The organism is Psychrosphaera haliotis, assembly GCF_009728465.1.
In the GTDB taxonomy this organism is placed as follows: domain Bacteria; phylum Pseudomonadota; class Gammaproteobacteria; order Enterobacterales; family Alteromonadaceae; genus Psychrosphaera; species Psychrosphaera haliotis.
In genome coordinates this window covers 313,959-335,135 of record NZ_WOCD01000001.1, presented here as the reverse complement: position 1 = coordinate 335,135, position 21,177 = coordinate 313,959, and the positions used below count along the sequence as shown (strand labels likewise).

At 38.9% G+C, this 21,177-nt stretch carries 15 protein-coding genes, 1 other RNA gene and 2 pseudogenes; 11 read left to right on the top strand and 7 right to left on the bottom strand.

What is annotated here, in order from left to right; translation table 11 throughout:
• Positions 1-2: 2 nt before the first annotated feature.
• Together GNP35_RS16445 and GNP35_RS01500 are read right to left on the bottom strand one after the other, a co-directional pair.
• Positions 3-188, bottom strand: coding sequence for a phospholipase A (locus GNP35_RS16445; protein WP_196492373.1), 186 nt, complete (start codon positions 186-188; stop codon positions 3-5).
• Positions 160-1,056, bottom strand: a complete 897-nt coding sequence (locus GNP35_RS01500; RefSeq protein ID WP_196492372.1) for a phospholipase A — start codon at positions 1,054-1,056, stop codon at positions 160-162. Before GNP35_RS01500 ends, GNP35_RS16445 begins: the two co-directional genes overlap by 29 nt.
• Positions 1,057-1,358: 302 nt before the next feature.
• Between GNP35_RS01500 and GNP35_RS01495 the strand changes: the two genes are divergently transcribed.
• Entirely contained in the window at positions 1,359-1,535 is a 177-nt protein-coding gene (locus GNP35_RS01495) for a DUF1328 family protein (protein ID WP_155693875.1), read from the top strand.
• 19 nt (positions 1,536-1,554) lie between these two features.
• A complete protein-coding gene (locus tag GNP35_RS01490) occupies positions 1,555-1,749 on the top strand; it encodes a hypothetical protein (RefSeq protein WP_155693873.1) in 195 nt (64 codons plus the stop codon).
• 170 nt (positions 1,750-1,919) lie between these two features.
• On the opposite strand, the gene GNP35_RS01485 is transcribed toward GNP35_RS01490, so the two are convergent.
• Positions 1,920-4,349, bottom strand: a complete 2,430-nt coding sequence (locus GNP35_RS01485) for a TonB-dependent receptor (RefSeq protein ID WP_155693870.1) — start codon at positions 4,347-4,349, stop codon at positions 1,920-1,922.
• 312 nt (positions 4,350-4,661) lie between these two features.
• Between GNP35_RS01485 and GNP35_RS01480 the strand changes: the two are divergent.
• A pseudogene (locus GNP35_RS01480) lies at positions 4,662-5,661 on the top strand (NADP-dependent oxidoreductase).
• Positions 5,662-5,675: 14 nt separating this feature from the next.
• On the opposite strand, the gene GNP35_RS01475 reads toward GNP35_RS01480, so the two are convergent.
• The gene (locus tag GNP35_RS01475) at positions 5,676-6,029 is read right to left on the bottom strand and encodes a Fis family transcriptional regulator (protein WP_155693868.1); all 354 of its coding nucleotides are present in this window, start codon (positions 6,027-6,029) and stop codon (positions 5,676-5,678) included.
• Between the two features lie 120 nt (positions 6,030-6,149).
• On the opposite strand from GNP35_RS01475, the gene GNP35_RS01470 reads away from it, so the two are divergent.
• Positions 6,150-6,752 (top strand): exopolysaccharide biosynthesis protein, encoded by a 603-nt coding sequence (locus tag GNP35_RS01470; RefSeq protein ID WP_230961251.1) that lies wholly within the window; start codon positions 6,150-6,152, stop codon positions 6,750-6,752.
• Positions 6,753-6,754: 2 nt separating this feature from the next.
• Here the strand turns inward: GNP35_RS01470 and ssrS are convergent.
• A non-coding RNA gene (ssrS, locus tag GNP35_RS01465) (6S RNA) lies at positions 6,755-6,951 on the bottom strand.
• A 277-nt stretch (positions 6,952-7,228) separates the two neighbouring features.
• Here ssrS and GNP35_RS01460 point away from each other — a divergent pair.
• From GNP35_RS01460 to gcvP, 7 genes and pseudogenes are all read left to right on the top strand, one after another.
• Complete coding sequence (locus GNP35_RS01460) at positions 7,229-7,783, top strand: UPF0149 family protein (protein WP_155693858.1); 555 nt, start codon at positions 7,229-7,231, stop codon at positions 7,781-7,783.
• Positions 7,784-7,904: 121 nt separating this feature from the next.
• Positions 7,905-9,233 (top strand): Xaa-Pro aminopeptidase, encoded by a 1,329-nt coding sequence (gene pepP, locus GNP35_RS01455; protein WP_414153666.1) that lies wholly within the window; start codon positions 7,905-7,907, stop codon positions 9,231-9,233.
• A gap of 33 nt (positions 9,234-9,266) precedes the next feature.
• Positions 9,267-10,538, top strand: coding sequence for an FAD-dependent monooxygenase (locus tag GNP35_RS01450; RefSeq protein WP_155693854.1), 1,272 nt, complete (start codon positions 9,267-9,269; stop codon positions 10,536-10,538).
• A 1-nt stretch (position 10,539) separates the two neighbouring features.
• Positions 10,540-11,783: pseudogene (locus GNP35_RS01445) on the top strand (FAD-dependent oxidoreductase).
• 188 nt (positions 11,784-11,971) lie between these two features.
• Positions 11,972-13,057 (top strand): glycine cleavage system aminomethyltransferase GcvT, encoded by a 1,086-nt coding sequence (gene gcvT / locus GNP35_RS01440; protein ID WP_155693852.1) that lies wholly within the window; start codon positions 11,972-11,974, stop codon positions 13,055-13,057.
• Between the two features lie 158 nt (positions 13,058-13,215).
• The gene (gene gcvH, locus GNP35_RS01435; protein ID WP_155693850.1) at positions 13,216-13,605 is read left to right on the top strand and encodes a glycine cleavage system protein GcvH; all 390 of its coding nucleotides are present in this window, start codon (positions 13,216-13,218) and stop codon (positions 13,603-13,605) included.
• 81 nt (positions 13,606-13,686) lie between these two features.
• The gene (gene gcvP / locus GNP35_RS01430; RefSeq protein WP_155693848.1) at positions 13,687-16,611 is read left to right on the top strand and encodes an aminomethyl-transferring glycine dehydrogenase; all 2,925 of its coding nucleotides are present in this window, start codon (positions 13,687-13,689) and stop codon (positions 16,609-16,611) included.
• Between the two features lie 469 nt (positions 16,612-17,080).
• On the opposite strand, the gene GNP35_RS01425 is transcribed toward gcvP, so the two are convergent.
• Both GNP35_RS01425 and GNP35_RS01420 read right to left on the bottom strand, forming a co-directional pair.
• The gene (locus GNP35_RS01425) at positions 17,081-19,033 is read right to left on the bottom strand and encodes a UvrD-helicase domain-containing protein (protein WP_155693846.1); all 1,953 of its coding nucleotides are present in this window, start codon (positions 19,031-19,033) and stop codon (positions 17,081-17,083) included.
• The gene (locus GNP35_RS01420) at positions 19,015-21,123 is read right to left on the bottom strand and encodes an AAA family ATPase (RefSeq protein WP_155693844.1); all 2,109 of its coding nucleotides are present in this window, start codon (positions 21,121-21,123) and stop codon (positions 19,015-19,017) included. Before GNP35_RS01420 ends, GNP35_RS01425 begins: the two co-directional genes overlap by 19 nt.
• Between the last annotated feature and the right edge of the window lie 54 nt (positions 21,124-21,177).

Below are 21,177 nucleotides of genomic sequence, written 5' to 3'. Positions count from 1 at the left end.
GTTTAAAAAATATCATTAACAGCAATGCCAATGCCTACTTTTTGCTGCTTATGATTGTAGTCAATCAAGCTTTCCCCATATCCACTAAAGTATTGTGCAAATCCAACCAGTCTCGACGAGCCTGGAAATGGAAACGAATAGTTTAGTTCTATAGAACCGTTACCTGTTTTCCAGTTTCTTACGCACATTAAAGGACATTTTATGATCATCGTTAAAGGCGTATGCGCCAAAGACTTCATAATGTCCTAGGTATTTATGAATATCAGGATTGTCGTCACCTTTAGGATCTAAAGGGTCAGACTTTTCGTTTTCTTTGAATCGGTACCAAGGCTTTACACCAATGGCGAAGTCATCTTTCTCATACACAACAGACGCTAACAAACGGTTCCAGCTCCTGGAAAGTAATTGTGTTTGGCCATTGGATTGATGTTCAAAGTGAACCGTAAACGCCATATTTCCATCATTAGGTTTCCATGGTAATGGTGCGATATAGAAAATCTCTGGAGTGTAGTTAGTCTCCCTAAATGGTTTAGATATTTCGTCTGAATATACTTGCCACCATGCTTGAATCGTCATTCCAAAGTACAGTCCATCACCTGGAATAAATAAAGTACTGGTTCTTAGTGGAACTTTAAAACTAACCTGGTACTTTGACTCATAATCTTCTAATTGCCCTGAAACGAGTTCATTGCTTTCATAAGGCTTACGGTTGAAGTTATCGGATTTAACGAAAGGTAATATGTAACTTTGCCTGTGTGGAGTAATAACAAAGGGATTAAGCTCCGTGGACCGCTCGTTAATAATACGTTGGGCTAATCGACCTTTTTTAATGCCCCTAGATAATATCCTTGTTTCACAATATCTATAAATCAGTTTTTCATCACCCGTAACAAATCCAGTTTCTTTTAAACTTGATGCACAGGTTTTTATTTTTTGTTCCAACGCTATTTCTTCAGGTGTTTTTACAATGTCATCAATCCCACCCAGAGCCTGTAAAGGGATAGCCGCCGCTAATAAAATTCCCGCGTATTTGATTCTACTGCTTATAACTGACATGAATTTCCCTAAATTAGAACAATTGGAGTACAACAAGACACTCATAATAAAAGACTTTTATGTACTAATGCTAGTTAGGATTGAAAAACTTGCAGGGTCAGTGTGAAAATATTTTAAGATCTGAATTGGTTTCGTTTTTATTAATGTTCGTTTTATTTATGCTGAATAAATTTAAGTTGTTGTAATTTATAGATAATTTAATTTATTTTAGGTATTTCCACACCTTGGCATGTAAGTGGCAACATATCTACTGAACAAATGAATTGCAGTATTTAATTTAAACGTCGACTTAAGGAGCTATCATGTTATCTTGGATTATTACATTTTTTGTGATTGCAATTATTGCCGGTATTTTTGGATTTGGTGGTATAGCGGGCGCTGCAACAGGTATTGCAAAGATTTTATTTTTCATCTTTTTAGTGGGATTTGTAGTTACTATAATTTTGAGTGCAATCCACGGACGTAAAACAAACCTTTAAGGTAAACAGGAGATATATTATGAAGTTATTAAAACTATTACTTATCGCAACACCATTAGTACTTTCAGCATTCGTTTTGCAGGGGTGTGAAAAAGGACCTGGCGAGAAGGCTGGTGAAAAGGTTGATGAAGTAGTTACAGACGCAGGTAACGCATTAGAAGACGCTTGTGAAGATGTAAAAGAAAAAGCGGATGCTAAAGACAAAGACTGTTAATTAGCTACCACGCTATTTTAAACTAGCAAAAACGTGATTTTCACCCCTAACGGGATGCGAATAAAAAAGCCCACTTAAAGTGGGCTTTTTGTATCTAAGATGAAATAAGTGTCAACCTATTTCAGGACCGTTCAGTGTTTAATAAATGATGTTCAATCAAAAACGCGACATCAAAGTTCAAACAAGTAGTTAAATTTAACACCTACCGATCTTGGTTGAATCACATAATGACCATAAGTACGGCTCAGTTCTGATAAGTCTTTATTTTCACTATCAAATACTGAATTGCCAGACCAAGATGGGTCCCTACGGTTGGCACTATAGGCATACTTATCAAACAAGTTGTTAACGTAGGCTGTCACTGACCAGTTGTCGTCAGAAATAGTGGCTGAAAGATTACTTACAGCGTAACCAGGTAATGACTCACCATCTGCTTTTAAACCCACCTTGGTATAAACATCACTTTGTGCGGTTAAACCATAATTTACTGACAAGAGTTTATTATCAAATACCTCATTTTGATAATTAACACCAAAGGTTGCTTGTTTCTCAGGCGCACCAGGCAATCTGTCTCCTTTTTCGCCATCGTAAAAATTTTGCAATTCAGAACCGGTTTCACTTGCTACTTTAAAGAGGAAAGGGGCATCTTCCGTTAGTTCAGCTTTTGCATAAGAAAAGCTTGCAAAAATTGCCCAATTTTTAATTAAAGTGGTACGTGTAGACAGCTCGATACCTTGAGATTTAGCCTGACCAGCATTTAATGTAATTGGCTCAGCACCATAAACCGTTGCCGCACTAATTTGAGCGTCATTCCAGTCCACATTAAAGATAGCCGCGTTAAAATGAAGCTTGTTGTTAAACCAAGTGCTTTTTAAGCCGATTTCAGTGTTTTGTGTTGTGTCCGATTCAAACTCAACTTCGTTTGGTAAAGCGCAAACCTGAGCCGTTACCGGTGTAGTACAAGCAATAATGCCGTTACCACCACCTAATCTAAATCCTTCACTTACCGTAAAGTAGCCTAGAATATTATCATCCAATTGGTAGCTTAAATTTAACTTAAACAAACTACCTGAATCATCGGCATTTACCGTTTCGTATTGCAGATCGTCCTTAGTGATTATGTTATCTACATCAAGCGGAGCAGCTGCGGCGGAAACCGTATTAACTTCATACTTATATAAACGAGTACCTACGGTTACTTCAAGCTTATCTGTGGCGCTATAGGTAAATTCGCCAAATACGGCAGACTCTTTACTTTTGTTGTAACCAGTGGCGATGTATTCAAGGTCGTAATCTAAGCTTTCGTAGTCATCATTATACCAAGCTAATGTGGCGCCTGGCATGTACTCACGATCGTCAAAATCGTATTGTGAATCACTATAAAACACACCTGCAATCCAGCTAAAGTCAGAGTCTGTATCCGATACTAATCTAAACTCCTGAGATAAAGAGTCACCTTCGCCATAATCTCTTGTGTAAGCAGGGAATTCGCCATAACCAGACCAAATATCTTGCATTAGCAAGTCGGTTTGATCACGTTGTCCCGTTTGTTCAAATTTAGAATAACCCGTTGCAGAAACTAAGTTAACGGAGCCTAAATCAACCATTAGCTCAAGGCTTAGTAATTCATCGGTTTGTTCACCTGGCTCTTCGTATCGCATTGAGTTTTGATATAGCTGAATAATAGAAGAAAGCGGATTGTCAGCGGATAGGGTATTAAACTGATCAATTGAATTACCACCTACTTTTTTGTTTTGGTATATGTAGTTTAACATTGCCTCAACATTGTCAGATAAAACCCACTTTATGGCTGTACGAGCGGTAAATGTTTCTTCCGTATTGGCATCTTTAACGGTTTTTAAATTAGCGTTAACATCAGACTCGTTTTGCCAGTCGGGATCAGCAGAGGATACACCAGGCTCTTTCAAAACTTGGGTATAATCTATAAAACCAGGACTTGAAAAGTGGTTTAAATTAAATCTAACGGCTAACTCATCTTCAATAAGTGGCAGGTTAAAAACAACGCCTGCTTCAGTGCCTAAGTCATCACTTTCTGCCAAAGCAAACGTATCAAACGCTAAATTTACAGTGGTTTCGTCAAGAGCAGGTTCATTTAAAATATAACGAATAGCCCCACCTAAAGAGCCAGTGCCGTATAAAGTGCCTTGTGGGCCTATTAAAACTTCAACACGTTGAATGTCCGTTAGGCGTAAATCTGAATCAAACGCTATGTCGCCTAAGTAGGTAGCAACTGTGCCACCGTCAGCAGATCTATCTGAGCTATTGGTGTTCAGGCCTCGAACGATAATAGATGCGCCTTCACGGCCGCCTTGATCCGCAATGGTTAAACCTGGAACCCATCTAGCAACATCTTCAGGTGTATAGATATTCTGTTGTTTCATGATGTCGCCATCTAATGCAGAAATGTTCATGGGCACTTCTTGCACTGTTCCGCTTCGTCGGCTGGCGGTAACCTCAATTTTTTCTATCTCATTTAAGCCTTTTTTCTCTTCTGATATTGCACTGCTAGATAAAAAGCTAGCGGCAATGGCCAAAGAAATGACTGACGATTTAAAAATTGGAGCTGAGGTGGCGTACATTAATGTTTTCCTATTTATTTTACGTATTTAAATTAAGTTGATTTATGTTCTTTTAAATTTACCCAAACAAGTCTTGTGGTGAATTCTTATTCGGTATTTGTGCATAATTATATTATTCGTGTTTTTCGTCAACAGGTTTTTCGGGATTTAATCTAATAATTATTCATGTTGGCTATTAATTTTTCTAATACCCTTGAATTTGAGATTTATAACGTCAGATATGAAGGACAAATAAAGTCGATATTTAGCTGAACAAAAACAGCGCGTTTTAAATAATATCTATTTACAACGACATGAATTGAAGGAATAAAAATGAGTACTAACAAATCAATACATTTAGTAGCACGCCCAACAGGCGGTCCAATTGACAACAGCCTATTTGAAATCAAAGAAAGTGAAGTGCGTTCAATTACCGAAGGCGAAGTACTTGTTAAACAAAATATGATGTCGTTAGACCCGGCCATGTTTGGTTGGATGAGCCCAGATACAGAAAGTTATATTCCACCAGTAGAGCTTGGCGATGTAATGCGCAGCTCAGGCATTGGTGAAGTAGTAGAAAGTAAAAGCGATAAATTTAAAGTGGGCGACCGTGTTATGGGCATGATGGGTTGGCAGCAATATTTTGCTGGCAGCGCAGAAGGTCTAAATAAAATTGAAGCGCCAGTTTCAGACGAAGCGGTATTGTCGGTGTTTGCTTTACCAGGACTTACGGCTACGCAAGGGTTATTAAAAGTAGGTAAACCTAAGTCAGGCGAAACTTTAATTGTTACAGGTGCGGCAGGTTTCAGTTGGTTCTATTGTAGGTCAGTTGGCAAAAGCGGAAGGGCTTAACGTTATTGGTGTAGTAGGTAGCGATGAAAAAGCCGAATGGATCACTAAAGAGTTAGGCTTTGACGGTGCTATTAATTATAAAACCGACGATTTAGCCGCTAAATTAGATGAGTTGGCGCCGAAGGGAATTGATGTGTTTTTTGAAAACACAGGTGGACCAATCCAACACCATATTTTTGAGCGAATGAATGCACATGGCCGAGTTGTTGTTTGTGGCCTGATTGCCGACTATCCGAAAGCGGAACCTGCGCCAGGACCAAGTTGGTTAAATGTTATTAAAAAGCGTGTTCGTATTGAAGGCTTCACTATGCCAGATCACTTTGGTGAAATTCCTCAATTATTACAAACGTTAACGCCGTATGTAATGAGCGGCCAAGTTAAGTACCGAGCGCACACACTAGAAGGTTTAGAGTCAGCAATAACAGGCTTGAACTTATTCTTTACTGGCGATAACAAAGGTAAGCTTGTCGTTAAGCTATAAGCTTTTTGCGAGTATTAACGGTACTTTTGGGCTATTCGGTTAGCCCAATTGCCGTTATGTTCAAGCTTACAGCGCTCTTCCGAGTCAAACCGAATTTGTTTAGTTGCGTTTTTAAGGTTTATATTTATTGATTGCAGTGACTTTTGTACATATTCGACGGCCATCTCTTTTGCGCTGGATGACTCAAACATAGCTTGATTTTCATTGTTATCAAAAACGCAGATAACCCTCAAACTTACATTAATATTATTAAAGTTTACTTCATGACTTAGCCATACAAATCCATCAATAGATTCAAAATGGTCTTCACAAACGTTTGTTAAACATTGTCGTAATTGCTTATCTATTTTTTTATCGGTTTTTTTCATAATTCACTTAAATCAAGTTGAAGCTAAAATGGTGGTTATAAAAAGCTTTGTCTTTGTCGTAATGATAGTTACATTAGCGCATTGTCCAATTTAATACTTTAACCCTTGAGATACTTACTATTGTCTGAGTTTGAACAACCCCGCGAGACTTTGTTTACTGTACCTGACAAGCACAGAAGCCGTACGTCTGATGTAATGCAATATTTAATTGACCGCACCGAAGATAAAGAAGTCACGTTAAGCTCTTTAACTCAACGTTTAGGGGATCGTACATTCGGTATTTTACTGCTTTTAATGGCGGTATTTAACTTAATTCCCATTATATCTATTTTGTCTGGAATGCTGGTGGCTATTTTAGGGCTGCAACTTGTTATCGGCTTTCAGGAGGCTAAATTACCAAACTTTGTTTTAACCAAAAGTTTGCCAGCAAAACAAGTACGAGCTGCATTGCATGTATTTTTACCAAAGATAAAATCGCTCGAACGTTATATTAAACCAAGGTGGCAATTCACTGAAGCTGCTATTTTTGATCGGATCAATGGCGTCATATTAATTGTCGTAGGGCTTATGATTTTATTACCTATTCCATTGGCAAATGTAATTCCAGCTTTTGTGGTATTTATGATGGGACTAGGATTATTAGAACGCGATGGATTACTGCAGATGTTAGCGTTAGGTTTAAGCTTTATAACAGGTTTATTGATTTACCTATTTGTGTTTTAAGTGGTGGTCCCAAGGTGCCGATGAAAACCAAACCCTTGAACAACCGACGTGTTCAAGGCGGACACCATATTCTCACCGTAGGCTTCTCGATTCACGCTCGAAAGCGAGCCGAGCTTGCGCAATAGCAAGAAAGATGACGTCCTTTAAAAAAAGTATCGGCTCAGGGATATGTGTTCTCTGTCAAACACCCCAGGTACCATAATAAGTCACACTTATAACCATAGAAGAGACACAAAATTTATCCAGAACAGTTCTGATTAGAAGTTTGTCTATCTATGACAAAGCGGAATATAACATCTCAAACTAACAGTACAATGAAAATAGGGATTTGGATGACTCAACTGGGTGATTTTTTTACAAAGTGAATAAATTTCCCACGGTTACCGCGGCTTAGGTCTTCAAAATGTGTACAATACTTCTGATTTTCCTCGGATTCTATTACACTTAAACAAATTTAATAAAAGTAGCGAATTCAAATGACGCATCAAGATCTAGTACAAGTTTTAAATGAGCAAGACTTTACGGCAACGGCCAGTGAGTTTCACGGTTTGTTAGCGGGCTTAATATCTGGTGGCATGTTCAAAGGTAACAAAGACTTTTTAGAGCATTTATCAGAGTTGTTTAACAACGGCATGTCCATCAAAGGCAAAGTGAAAATTGCAGCTCAAGATCTCGTTAATGACATTTATGACAAGCTAGAGTCTGGTGAAATGGCATTTGAAATTTTATTAATGGACGATGAAGAAACCTTAACAGATCAAGCGGAAGAGCTTATCAATTGGGTCCAATACTTTTTAGTTGGTTTTGGTTTGAACAAACGCGACTTAAAATTAGCCAGTAACGACGTTCGTGAAGTGATTGAAGACTTAACTAACATCACTCGTATGGATTCTGAAATGGAAGACAACAACGAAAACCAGGCAGACTTTTATGAAGTGGTTGAGTTTGTTCGTGTTTCAGCCATATTATGTCATCAAGAGTTTGGTACAGAAACCACTGTTCCAGATGATGAAAACAAAACTTTGCATTAAATTCTGGTTTAAATGCTTACACATAAACACTTAACCTAGACTCTATGCACAAACACTAAAATCAATGAATATAAAGCTGCCGGAACTTAAGTACCGGTACCATTTTTTAGAGGTATAAATGATAAACTCAATTCCTGTTAACGAATTTGTAAACCGCAGAATCGCACTTGCTGAAAAAATGAAAGACAATAGCGTCGCGATCATTCCTGCAGCCCAAGAGTTAACAAGAAGTAGAGATACTGAGTTTGCCTTTAGACAAAATAGTGACTTTCATTATTTAACGGGTTTCCCAGAGCCGGATGCCTATTTAATTATTGAAAAAATGGACGGCGTTCACGCGTCAACCTTAGTGTGCAGAGTAAAAGATAAGTCAGCTGAAATTTGGCATGGCCGAAGAATTGGTAAAGAACAAGCGGTTAAAAGTTTTGAAGTGCATCGTGCGTTTGATACTACGGAATTAAATGAAACGATTAAAGACGCTATCAATAACAAGTCAACCTTGTACTTTGCGCAGGGCGAGTATGATTATGCTGATGACTTGGTTTTTAATACTATGCATGAACTGCGCATGGGACCTAAAAAAGGCTGGTCTGCACCTACAGAAATGCTAGACGTTCGTCCGCTTGTGCACAATATGAGACTGTTTAAATCGGAAGCTGAAATTAGCGTTATGCGTGAAGCAGGTAAAATTTCTGCTGCGGCACATAAACGAGCAATGCAGTTTTCAGCAGCGCAAACAAAACAAAACTTACCGGTTTTTGAATATCAGCTTGAAGCAGAAATTCATCATCATTATGCCATGAATAAAGCCCGTCACCCTGCATACGGTACCATTGTAGGTGGTGGCGAAAACGCTTGTATATTGCACTACACAGAAAACCAAGATGAAGTGAAGTCGGGCGATTTAGTATTAATAGACTCTGGTTGTGAGCTCGAAGGTTATGCGGCGGATATCACTCGTACATGGCCAGTAAATGGTAAGTTTAGTGAAGAGCAAAAAGCCATTTATAACGTGGTACTGAATGCTCAACAAGCGGTATTAGATGCTATTTCACCAACGGCTTCATTAAAGTCGATCACCAATGCCTCAATTAAAGCGGTGACAGAAGGGCTCGTTGCACTGGGTATTTTATCTGGTGATGTTGATGAGTTAATTAAAGACAATGCACATCGCGCATTTTACATGCACGGTTGTTCGCATTGGATTGGATTAGACGTTCATGACGTTGGTGACTATAACCAAGCTGGCGCTGAGCGCTCACTAGAGCCTGGTATGGTATTCACCGTTGAACCTGGAATTTACATTGATAGTGAAGCCAACTGTGACGCTAAATGGCATGGTATTGGCGTTCGTATTGAAGATGATATTTTAATTACCAAAAATGGTTACGAAAACTTAACCGAAAGTGTGCCTAAAACCGTAGAAGAAATAGAAGCTATTTTTTCTTAGTAACGCAAACGCATAAAACGTTAAGGGGCTGTTTTGAGTTTAAGCGCGGATACAAATGTAAAATTTGATGTGGTTGTGTCTGGAGGCGGTTTGTCGGGCCTACTTACGGCAATTGGCTTAAAGCAAGAAACACCAAGTTTACGTGTAGCTATTGTTGAGCCCGTTGAACAAACGTCTGAACAAACCGTGCAATCAAATTTTGACCAGCGCTGTTTAGCGTTATCGCATGGCTCTTTGCAGCTTTTAAATCATTGGAAGGTGTGGCCAGAACTTAAAAAGAACGGCTGGCCAATCCAAACAATCATCACATCGGATCGCGGTCATGTTGGTAAAACCATGATGCAAGCGAAAGACTATGGTTTAAATGCCATGGGACACGTGGCATCAATGCATAATTTAGGTTGTGCACTCAAAGCAACGGCTAAACACTTTGATTTACATTGGTTTTGTCCGGACCATATTGTTGCGTTAACGACACCATCTGCGTTATCCGAGCCAGTAGAAATCACATTAAGTTCTGGCAATAATATTCAAAGTCAGTTGCTGGTGGTAGCCGAAGGGGCAAACTCTCCAACACGTGATTTGTTAAAAATTAACAATCAAACCAGCCAATACCAACAAGCCGCTATTATTGCCAATGTTCGAACTGAAACAGCACCTAAAAACCTCAAAGCCTATGGCGCTAATGTCGCCTTTGAACGTTTTACGACGAACGGCCCCATTGCATTTTTACCTATTGGCAAAAACGAGTTTAATGTGGTTTGGACTCAATCACCTGAGCAAGCACTTATTAATAAAGAGTTAGACGATGACGCTTTTTGTGAAGCGTTGCAACTCGCCTTTGGTTATGCCGCCGGGCGAATAGTGAAGTGCTCAAAACGAGCGTATTACCCACTGAGCCTGACTAAAGTTGAACGTTTGATTGCAGCCAGAACCGTATTATTGGGCAATACCGCCCATACGGTTCATCCTATTGCAGGGCAAGGTTTTAATTTAGGTGTTCGAGATATTGGTGTATTGGTTTTTGAAATAAAACAAGCACTTGAAAATAGCGCTGACATTGGCTCATTCTCGGTTTTAAACAGTTATCAAAAAAATAGATTGGATGATATTGAGCGCATTACCGAATTTACTGACATGTTAGTCCGACTATTTGCCTTGCCTGGCAGGTTGCCTGCATTCACCAGAACCGCAGGGCTAATGTCTTTACAGAAATGCGACGGACTTCAGCAGTGGTTAGCACTGCATTTTATGGGCAGTCATAAACAGTTTAACTTACCGCAAGCAAAACAAGCAGAGTGTTAAAATGATCTCAACAGATATAGTAGTAATTGGCGGTGGTTGTGTTGGTTTAACGGCAGCCTTGGGGCTTGCGGAACAAGGTTATAGTGTTGTTGTGGTAGATCGCGCACCAGAGCTTGTAGAATTATCTAAGCCTCAGCCTAGAGTCAGTGCATTATCGTTAGCGAGTCAGCAAATTTTAACCAATCTTAATGCTTGGCAACATATGGAGTCAGACCGATTATCCGCTTACGACTCAATGAAGGTATGGGATAAAGAAAGCTTTGGCGACATTAGTTTTAATGCAGATCAGGTAAATCAATCTCACTTAGGCCACATAGTTGAAAACAGCAATATACGAAATGGTCTTATTAAAGCGGCCAAAGCTCAATCGCTTATAACGCTTAAATTTGAAACTGAAATAACCGCGATCCATAACAATGATGAGCAGGTAGTGCTGACATTGGTTGATGGAGGCGCTGATGCAAACAGCCTAGTAATGGCTAAGTTAGCCATTGCCGCTGATGGAGCGCAGTCTTGGGTTAAAAAACAACTCAAATCGGCCACTACATTTTCTGATTATGATCATCACGCTATTGTGGCTAATATCAAAACCGCAGAGCCACATAATCAATGTGCTCGACAAGTATTCTTGCCACAAGGCCCGCTCGCGTTATTACCTATGTTTGGTGAGCAGCAAATATTTGCAGCATTGTTTGGTCTACTTCGCCTGAACAAGCTGAACATTTAATAAATATGGACGAGGTTGATTTTAACAAGCATTTAACCGCCGCAACTGACAGCGCTTTAGGTCCTTGCGAAGTAACTACCGTGCGAGCTAGTTTTCCTTTAACCATGCGCTATACGCAACAATGGTTAGACAAACGAGTGATCTTTATTGGTGACGCAGCTCATACCATTCATCCATTGGCGGGTTTAGGCATGAACTTAGGTTTATTAGATGCGGCAAGTTTAGTGGAATGTTTATCGTCTAATTCGTCTAACGCATTATTAAACGACCAAGTTAAGTTAACAAGACAGCTCAGAGAGTTTGAACGCTGGCGTAAAGCAGAAGCACAGGTACTCATTGTGGCAATGGCCTCATTAAAGGAATTGTTTGAAGGCTCAAACCCAATAAAAAAACTAATACGAGGTGTGGGGCTGAAGATAACCAATAATACTCCGCTCGTAAAAAACAAAATTATTGAACAGGCAATGGGTATCAGCGGCAAGTTGCCAGTATTAGCCCAACAGGTTGATGAAATATAACCACATAAAACAAAGTTAAATTAAAGCCACTCCCTAAAAAGAGTGGCTTTTTAGTAATAAAACAACAAAGGTTTGCATCAATATTACTAATCAGTAACGCATAGAGTTATGGTTTTGTATGGGGTATACTCTGACGCAAATTTTTACTGCAGTCTTTTACAGCACTCTTTTATAGAAAGGTAATGTTCATGAGCAACAGAACGGTTTTATTTGATAAACACGTCGAAGCAGGCGCGAAGATGGTAGATTTCCATGGTTGGGAAATGCCAATTAACTACGGCTCTCAAATCGAAGAGCATCACGCTGTTCGTCAAGATGCTGGAATGTTCGATGTGTCACATATGACCATTGTTGACATTAAAGGTGCAGACGCAAAAGTATTCCTACAGAAGCTAGTAACAAATGACGTTGCTAAACTTCAAGTTGCCGGTAAGGCTCTTTACACTGGTATGCTAAATGAAGAAGGCGGCGTTATTGACGACCTTATCATTTATCACTTTGACGAGACGTTCTACCGTATGGTGGTTAACTCGGCAACACGTGTTAAAGACTTAGAGTGGATTAACAAACAAGCCGCGACGTTTAACGTTACCGTGACTGAACAGCCTGACTACGCAATGATTGCCGTTCAGGGCCCAAATTCAAAAGAAAAAGTAGCCACAATTATTTCAGCCGAGCAACAAGCTTTGGTTGAAGGTATGAAGCCATTCTTTGGTGTTCAAGCTGGCGACTTATTTATCGCAACAACAGGTTACACTGGCGAAACAGGTTACGAAATTATTCTTCCACCGGAACAAGCTGCTGATTTTTGGCAACAACTAATTGATGCGGGCGTTCAACCTGCTGGATTAGGTGCTCGCGATACATTAAGACTTGAAGCCGGTATGAACCTTTATGGTTTAGACATGGACGAGTCAGTTTCTCCGTTAGCAGCAAACATGGCTTGGACTATCTCTTGGGAACCTGCAGAGCGCAACTTCATTGGTCGTGACGCACTTGTTAAATTGAAAGAGCAAGGTTCAGACAAGCTAGTTGGATTAGTGATGGAACAGAAGGGCGTATTAAGAAGCGGCCTTAAAGTGATCACAGATGCTGGCGAAGGCGTAATAACGTCGGGAACTTTCTCTCCAACACTTGGTTTCTCAGTGGCTATGGCTCGTGTACCAAAAGGTGCAGAGCTAGGCAGCACAGTACAGGTAGAGATGCGTAAAAAGTTGGTTGACGTAAAAGTAGTTAAAGCTGGGTTTGTTCGTAACGGCAAGTCAGTTCTTTAATTAACTAAAGTAACGTTAGCAACAAGACAAATATTTGAATGATGAGGTTGAACATTTTGTAAAGTGCCATTATCTTTTCACATGGCTAACAAAATAGACAACCTGGTTATCTAAACAACTTATAAAATTAATAAAGAAAGATCCCTAAGGAACTTAAAATGAGCACTATTCCATCGGACTTAAAATACGCGTCTTCACACGAGTGGGTTCGCAATGAAGGTAACGGCGTTGTTACTGTTGGTATCACTGAACACGCACAAGGCCTTCTTGGCGACATGGTATTTGTAGATTTACCTGACGTTGGTGATGAATTTGCAGCGGGTGACGATTGTGCAGTAGCAGAATCTGTAAAAGCCGCTTCTGACATCTACGCACCTGTAGCTGGTGAAGTAGTTGCCGTGAACGAAGAGTTAGAAGACTCTCCGGAAAACGTTAACTCTGACCCATACGGAGACGGTTGGTTATTCAAGTTAAAACTTGAAGATGCGTCTGAGTTAGACGACTTATTAGACGACGGTGGTTACGCCGACTCTATCGACGAAGATTAAGTCTTAGTCAAAAAATTGAAAGCCTCGCTCGGATAATCCTGCGAGGTTTTGTCTATTTTAATTGTAGGAAATCTGTTAGCCATGTCAGAAAAATTTAGCCTAACTCAACTTGAGCAAAATGAAATTTTTATTCGCCGCCATATTGGTCCTAGCGAAGACGAACAGCTTGAGATGTGTAAAACATTGGGCGTAAGCTCTGTTAAAGAATTGATTGACCAAACGGTACCTGGTTCTATCCGTTTACCGGAAACCTTAAATATTGGCGACGCTCAAACAGAAGAGCAAACGTTAGCGTATTTAAAGTCGGTTGCGAGTGAAAACCAAATAGCTAAATCATATATTGGTTTAGGTTATCACCCGGTTTCAGTGCCAAACGTAATTCAACGTAACGTATTGGAAAATCCAGGTTGGTATACGGCTTATACGCCTTATCAGCCAGAGATTGCACAAGGTCGTTTAGAGTCACTGCTTAACTTCCAACAATTAACAATAGACTTAACAGGCTTAGAGCTAGCAAGCGCCTCTTTATTAGATGAAGCAACGGCAGCTGCTGAAGCAATGGCGTTAGCTAAACGTGTTGCTAAAGCCAAAAAAGCGAATACATTTTTTATAGCAAACGACGTATTCCCACAAACTATTGACGTTGTTAAAACACGTGCTGAATTGTTTGGTTTTGAGATTGTTGTTGATGCTGCTGAAAAAGTATCAGAATACGACATTTTTGGTGCATTGTTCCATTACACTGGCCAAGAAGGTCAGGTTAATGATATCAAACCGCTAATCGAAGCGACTCAAGAGAAAAAAGCCATTGCTATTGTTGCAGCGGACATCATGAGCTTAATCATGTTAGAAGGCCCAGCACAATTTGGTGCAGACGTGGTACTTGGTTCTGCACAACGTTTTGGTGTGCCAATGGGTTACGGTGGTCCACACGCTGCATTCTTCGCAACAACAGATAAGTTCAAGCGTTCATTACCAGGTCGTATCATCGGTGTTTCTAAAGACCGCCGTGGTAACAAAGCATTACGTATGGCTATGCAGACTCGTGAGCAGCATATCCGACGTGAAAAAGCGAACTCAAACATTTGTACTGCACAGGTTTTACTGGCGAACATGGCATCATTTTATGCTGTTTACCACGGACCAAAAGGCTTAAAAGCCATTGCGCAACGCATTAACCGTTTAGCTGATATTTTTGCTTTAGGCCTAAAAGAAAAGGGCATCAAACTGGTTAATGATTCTTGGTTTGATACGGTAACGTTTGAAGCTGTAAACAAAGACGAAATTCTTGCACGCGCGGCGAACAAGCTTGTTAACTTCCGTTCAGATTTAGACGGTAAGTTATCTGTGTCTATGCACGAAACGGTTGGTCGTGAAGACATCATTGAATTATTTGATGTTGTTTTAGGCGAAGGTCATGGTCTTACAGTAGAAGCATTAGATAATGCAGCTCAAGGTTTTGATTCAGTACCTGCAGAATATACTCGTAAAACAGACATTCTTACTCACCCAGTATTTAATGCCTATCAGTCTGAAACTGAAATGTTGCGTTATATTCGTAAACTAGAAAGCAAAGACTTGTCATTGAACCACTCTATGATTTCTCTTGGTTCTTGTACGATGAAGCTAAATGCGACAGCGGAAATGATCCCTGTTACTTGGCCTGAGTTTGGCAACATGCACCCGTTTGCGCCAATGTCTCAAGCACAAGGCTATCGCAAAATGATTGGCGAACTGTCTGACTGGTTAATTGAAATTACTGGTTACGACAACATTTCAATGCAGCCTAACTCTGGCGCGCAAGGTGAATACGCTGGTCTTATCGCTATTCGTAAATACCACGAAAGCCGTGGTGACCATCACAGAAACATCTGCTTGATCCCAAGCTCAGCGCACGGAACTAACCCTGCTTCTGCTCAAATGGCAAGCATGAAAGTTGTACTTGTTGAGTGTGACAAGCAAGGCAACATCGACATGGCCGACCTAAAAGCCAAAGCGGAAGAGCACAAAGACGCACTTTCTTGCATCATGGTAACGTACCCGTCTACACACGGTGTATATGAAGAAAGCATCCGTGAAGTCTGTGACATTGTTCATGACAATGGCGGTCAGGTTTATATGGATGGTGCCAACATGAACGCACAGGTTGGCCTTACAGCACCTGGTTTCATCGGTTCTGACGTATCGCACTTAAACTTGCATAAAACATTCTGTATTCCACATGGTGGCGGTGGTCCAGGCATGGGCCCAATTGGTGTTAAAGCGCATTTAGCGCCGTTCCTACCAAATCACCAAGTGACTAAAGTTGAATTCTTCGGTGACAATGACATCGACGGTATGACAATTAATGGTGGTGCTGATAACGGTGCGGTTTCAGCTGCTCCATACGGCTCTGCTGGCATTTTACCAATATCTTGGGCATACATTGCCATGATGGGTAAACATGGTCTTCAACAAGCAACAGAAGTTGCAATCTTAAACGCCAACTACATTACTGAGCGTTTGAGCAAGCACTTCCCAATTTTATATCGTGGCCGTAACAACCGTGTTGCTCACGAATGTATTGTTGATATTCGCCCATTAAAAGAAAGCTCAGGCATTTCAGAAATGGATATTGCTAAGCGACTAAATGACTACGGTTTCCACGCTCCAACCATGTCATTCCCAGTAGCTGGCACATTAATGATTGAGCCAACAGAATCAGAAGCTAAAGTTGAAATCGATCGTTTCATTGACGCGTTAATCTCTATTCGTGAAGAAATTGCGAAAGTAGAAAGCGGCCAATGGACGTTAGACAACAACCCACTTGTTTTTGCACCACACACTTCGGAAGACGTGTTAGACCCCAACTGGGATCGCGCTTATGCACGTGATTACGCTGCATTCCCATGTGAAGCGGTTAAGCAAAACAAATTCTGGCCAACGGTAACTCGTATAGATGACGTATACGGCGACCGTAACCTGATCTGTTCTTGTCCGGATATTGACTCGTATCGCGACGAGTAATTTTTGATCTTTAAAGAAACCGCCGAAAGGCGGTTTTTTTGTTCAAAAATGAAGTTCAAAAATGAAGTTGTAAAACCAGAAAATGAATTGTAACTTTTGTTAGAAATCGTATTGTGAGTCAAAAGTTGAATATAATGTCGACTCGACCATGGACTTAAACAATTTACGTATTGAAAATTAGCGTGTAGTAGTTCATTTCTGGTCACACACTTTTGAGTATGAAGTTTAGGTTTAATTTAACAGGCCGCTTTGAGCGATAAGCGGACATTGAAAAAGTAAAAACTATTGTTTATGTCAGCTTGTAGAGAAAGCTGACATAAACATATATAGAAGTATGACCAGTAATAGCACACTAATTTAAGCAGGGTTAACATAAAATATGGTCATTCTGCTTCCCCTTTAAAAGATTGCTATTTCTCATCCAAATTAACAATATTGTGAGCACCAAACCACTCACTGGCTTTAGCAATCACATTTGCACTAGGTTGATGGAAAAAAACAGCAAGGTTTTCTTTAGCCCGTGTGCAACACACATAAAATATTTTTCTGTCCTCTGCCGTACACTTTCTTTTCCTCCTCCTTCAAATAAATTTTTAAAGTTATAACTATTCCATTGGCCATTATCTAGAACGACAAGTACATTAGTATACTCTGCACCCTTAGTCTTATGCTGTGTTGAAAGAGGAGTATAGCCTTCTAAGTATTGATATAGCCCTCTAAATTGTTGATAAGGTATTTGACATACTTGCTGATAAACATAATTTCTAGATACTTTAAACCTTTCTAATTTATCATCTTCAACAACAAGGTTAAGTTGATTCGCAAGAGCTATAACTTCGTCAATAGATCTATTTTCAACTTTAATCAATTCTTCCATTGATTTTTTTAAGTTTTTCTTATCAGCAACTGATGTTATTGAGAAATCAGTAATTCTTGAAAACTCATTAAATCTTTTTTCTTTATACAAATAAATACAGTGCTCAATTTTAAATAAGTGCTTGATCAGATCATCTCGATTAGAACTAGGCTTACTTAAATCATCAGCTGTATTTTTTTTATCGTCAACCAACATGTCTTTATCAATGTAGAGTTTTGATATCTCATCATAAGGCTGCGCTAATGCTAATTCATAAACATCGGGATTAGCATCTATATATTCTTTTTGGCCTTTGGTAGGTGCGAGTGGTTTAGGAGTACCATCTTGTAAACCACCTAACTCCTCATATACATGCTTAAATGTTCTGCTTTCAGTATCTATCTTAATATCATTCTTTTTTATATACCCCTTAACACGCTTAATAGATTCTAAAATTTTATCTTTATCGTAAATGCGCATTAAATCACCAAAACCTGCTTTTCCTGCAATTAGATTGTGAGTTAGGTTAAGTTCTTTGGTCTCAATTGAACTATCAAAGTCCCAAGCTAAGTGATGACGGACTGCGCCTAAATCATCGTTATTGGAATATAGGAAAAGTGCACTTCCTTGTTTTGCTGTCCCATCTGCATTCATATTAGGCGCGTTAATATCTTCTGATGGCTCCTGCATTAAGCCATCAGTTCTTATTTTGTTAGCGAGATCTATAACAAGTTGAGGATTCCGTCGGTTTTGGACTTTTTTGACCTCTATAACTGTTGGTGTCAGTAGAGTATATTCTTTTAAATTATTAATGACTGAGAAGTAAGTTCCCTGCTTGTTCTGTTCCTTTTTTAATGCGGCAATACGTTTAGGTTGAGTATTTCCATTTAAATTCCCGACGCTTCCTTCGTAAATTGACTGCATCGCATCACCAAAAAAACCAACAATGTTTCTTTTAGGTGATTGATTTAAGTTCTCTAGCAACAACTTTACTACGTTAGGATCTGTATCTTGATACTCATCAACAAGAATAAATGGGTATGAATCTTTAGTTATAGTGCAGAGTTTTTCATATTTTTCATACATTTTGCAGGCAAGAATGATCACCTCATCATGAGAAATACAACCATCTTTAATCCTAACAAACTCTTTGTATTTAATATCACCATCAAGATCATCAAAATAATTATTTGTGACTTTCTCTCCATCTGGAGATTTTATTTTGGGCTGTTCGTCATCATTTATTAATTCAATTAGCGTACTCTTCAGTTCACACTGAAAGTGCTTAATATTACTCCATAAAAAATCATGAATAGTCGAAACATGAAGATGTTCATGCTGAACACGCTCTTCAATCTCATCGACTGCTGCATTCGTATAGGTAATACAGGCAATAGATGTTGTTGGATTTTCAACTAAAACGGCTTTTAATATTTCAACTAGAGAGTAGGTTTTACCGCTACCAGCACCACCGCTTAATAAAAAACTATAGCCTTGTCTTATTAACCCAATAACTTTTTGGGATTCAGTAGTAAGATGCGATATATCTAATTCTTGCGTAGCCATAATAATCCTTCCTTGATATAGCTAGGGACTTGCCAATTACTAAATTCATTATCACCAGTTTTTTTGCTATTCAGTAATATTTCAATAGCTAATGTTGGCTTGCTATTAACTGCTTTTTCAGCAAAGTCGAATGGGCAAGCATCGTCTCTGGCTACATAAATATCAAAATGTCTCTTTGTTAATGAAGGAAAAGCTTCTGCACTCTTACCTAATAGATCTTTATTTAAACTAAAAAAGGCGTCTTCAAAGCTACGTCCATGATAGCCGTCCTCGTTTGTTTGGTAAGCCATTAGGAAGTATCCATCAGGATCTTGAATCCATTGGGTACCATCTTTTCTTAATGACTTTTGATTAATGGATAAATTTTTGTAAAAAGCTAAATCGTCATTACCGAAGAAAAATTTTAATGATGCATTTGAAGTTTGGTCAGCGAGTGGATCTGAAGGCTTACATTTAATTGTCTCTTTCTTTGTATTACCATCCTTAATACTATCTCGTACATATTGACTATCAATATCAGTAATAACTAATGATTTAACCCCGATAAAATCGATGAATTTCTCAAATGTTTGCGAATAAGCACCAACCTCAACCATTGAGATATTTTGAGATAATAATGGTGTTTCATCAGGAGCACTAAACTCTTGATCAATTTTTTTCATCATGGCAGGGACTAATATTTTTTCAGTCTCTCCTTCAATAAAAATAGCTTTGTCCGCAAAAAATAGCTCTGCTCGATTTAAAGTCAAATACTGCTTCAAAAACTTATAAGCTTTTTTCAGTTTAATATCTTCAGCATCATCTTCTGATTTGTACTCATCTTGAAGTGATTTCAGGTTTTTTGCTTTAACATCACAGGTTGAGTTGTTTTTTCGCAAATACTTAATATCATCAAAATCACATTCAGAAACAATATGAGATGAGTGTGTTGTAATAGCCGTTTGAAGTTGAATCGTTATTCCATCATCGCGTTCTCGATTACCTTTCAATAATGTTTTAATGTTTTTGATAAAGATATATTGCATTTGAGGGTGAGTGTGCGCTTCTGGTTCTTCAATAAAAAACAAATTAATCGCAGCAGGTTTTTCCTTTAGTGAACGTCGAAACTTGCCCATGACCATTTCAATATCAAAGATCATGCTTATCAAGTTCATATACCCTAAACCATTATAATGCTCTGGCAGGTCATGAGTATCGTGCGAGTACATCACTGTTGTATTACCATCGAGTAAATCACGGTGTTGTAGTGTTGATGATACTTTTAGTTTGGTATCTGTAGGATTTACACCGCCAAACTGGTTAATCTTCTGAATTAGCCCATCAAACATATCTGCATAAATTGCACTTAACTCATCATCAGTCTTTCGAAGGGTTTCTTTAAACTTTTCGGAGGCATCTATTTGTTCATTTGACTCGTCTGAGATCTTATATATCTTAGCCGTTTGATGAGATAAGGTTTTATCATTATCTTTATTAGTCACACTTCTTTTGGCACTAATAAAGTTGAATGATAAGATGTCATTGAGGGGAATATTCTCTTTTACAAGGTCAATAAAAACAGCTTCATCGGTGAATAAAAGGCTTTTCTTTTTTACTGACCCAAAATAGTCACCGAGGTGTTCTTTAAGAAATAATTCAGGATTATTATCAAATTTTTCAGATTGTTCGGTATAGTCATCTTTAAGCTTGATAAGCTGCTCATGGTCAATATTGTATTCAAACTTCAAAACAATATTATTATCATCGGGGTCTAGGCTCATTATCAGTGAACTAACTTGTGACAAGTCATCTTGCTCTGTGTACTCAATATATACTTTAAGTTCTATTCCTAAGGGTTGATAACAGTTCTCAATAGGAAGTTCTTTGGCACCAGAAAGGTATTGAAGCAACACTTTTTTCAATCCAACATTGAAGTCATCAAGCGTAATGCTCCTACGGCTTGATTGATTAAGAAACTTATCAAGCGCGGTCAATATAGAAGTTTTTCCTGTGTTATTCTTACCGAGAATAAGCGAAAGTTCATCTTCAAGATCTAAAGAAAATTCCTTTAACAACCTGAAATTTCTGATTTGAATTTTTGATATTTTCAATTTTAGTCCTTTATGAATACCTAGCTTTTCTTTCGAATTAAGCTTGGCTTTCCT

Excerpts from the sequence above, each read along its gene's own strand:
- GNP35_RS16445 (WP_196492373.1), bottom strand. The coding sequence starts at position 188 with ATGTGCGTAAGAAACTGGAAAACAGGTAACGGTTCTATAGAACTAAAC.
- GNP35_RS01500 (WP_196492372.1), bottom strand. The coding sequence starts at position 1,056 with ATGTCAGTTATAAGCAGTAGAATCAAATACGCGGGAATTTTATTAGCG.
- GNP35_RS01495 (WP_155693875.1), top strand. The coding sequence starts at position 1,359 with ATGTTATCTTGGATTATTACATTTTTTGTGATTGCAATTATTGCCGGT.
- GNP35_RS01490 (WP_155693873.1), top strand. The coding sequence starts at position 1,555 with ATGAAGTTATTAAAACTATTACTTATCGCAACACCATTAGTACTTTCA.
- GNP35_RS01485 (WP_155693870.1), bottom strand. The coding sequence starts at position 4,349 with ATGTACGCCACCTCAGCTCCAATTTTTAAATCGTCAGTCATTTCTTTG.
- GNP35_RS01475 (WP_155693868.1), bottom strand. The coding sequence starts at position 6,029 with ATGAAAAAAACCGATAAAAAAATAGATAAGCAATTACGACAATGTTTA.
- GNP35_RS01460 (WP_155693858.1), top strand. The coding sequence starts at position 7,229 with ATGACGCATCAAGATCTAGTACAAGTTTTAAATGAGCAAGACTTTACG.
- gcvT (WP_155693852.1), top strand. The coding sequence starts at position 11,972 with ATGAGCAACAGAACGGTTTTATTTGATAAACACGTCGAAGCAGGCGCG.
- gcvH (WP_155693850.1), top strand. The coding sequence starts at position 13,216 with ATGAGCACTATTCCATCGGACTTAAAATACGCGTCTTCACACGAGTGG.
- gcvP (WP_155693848.1), top strand. The coding sequence starts at position 13,687 with ATGTCAGAAAAATTTAGCCTAACTCAACTTGAGCAAAATGAAATTTTT.
- GNP35_RS01425 (WP_155693846.1), bottom strand. The coding sequence starts at position 19,033 with ATGGCTACGCAAGAATTAGATATATCGCATCTTACTACTGAATCCCAA.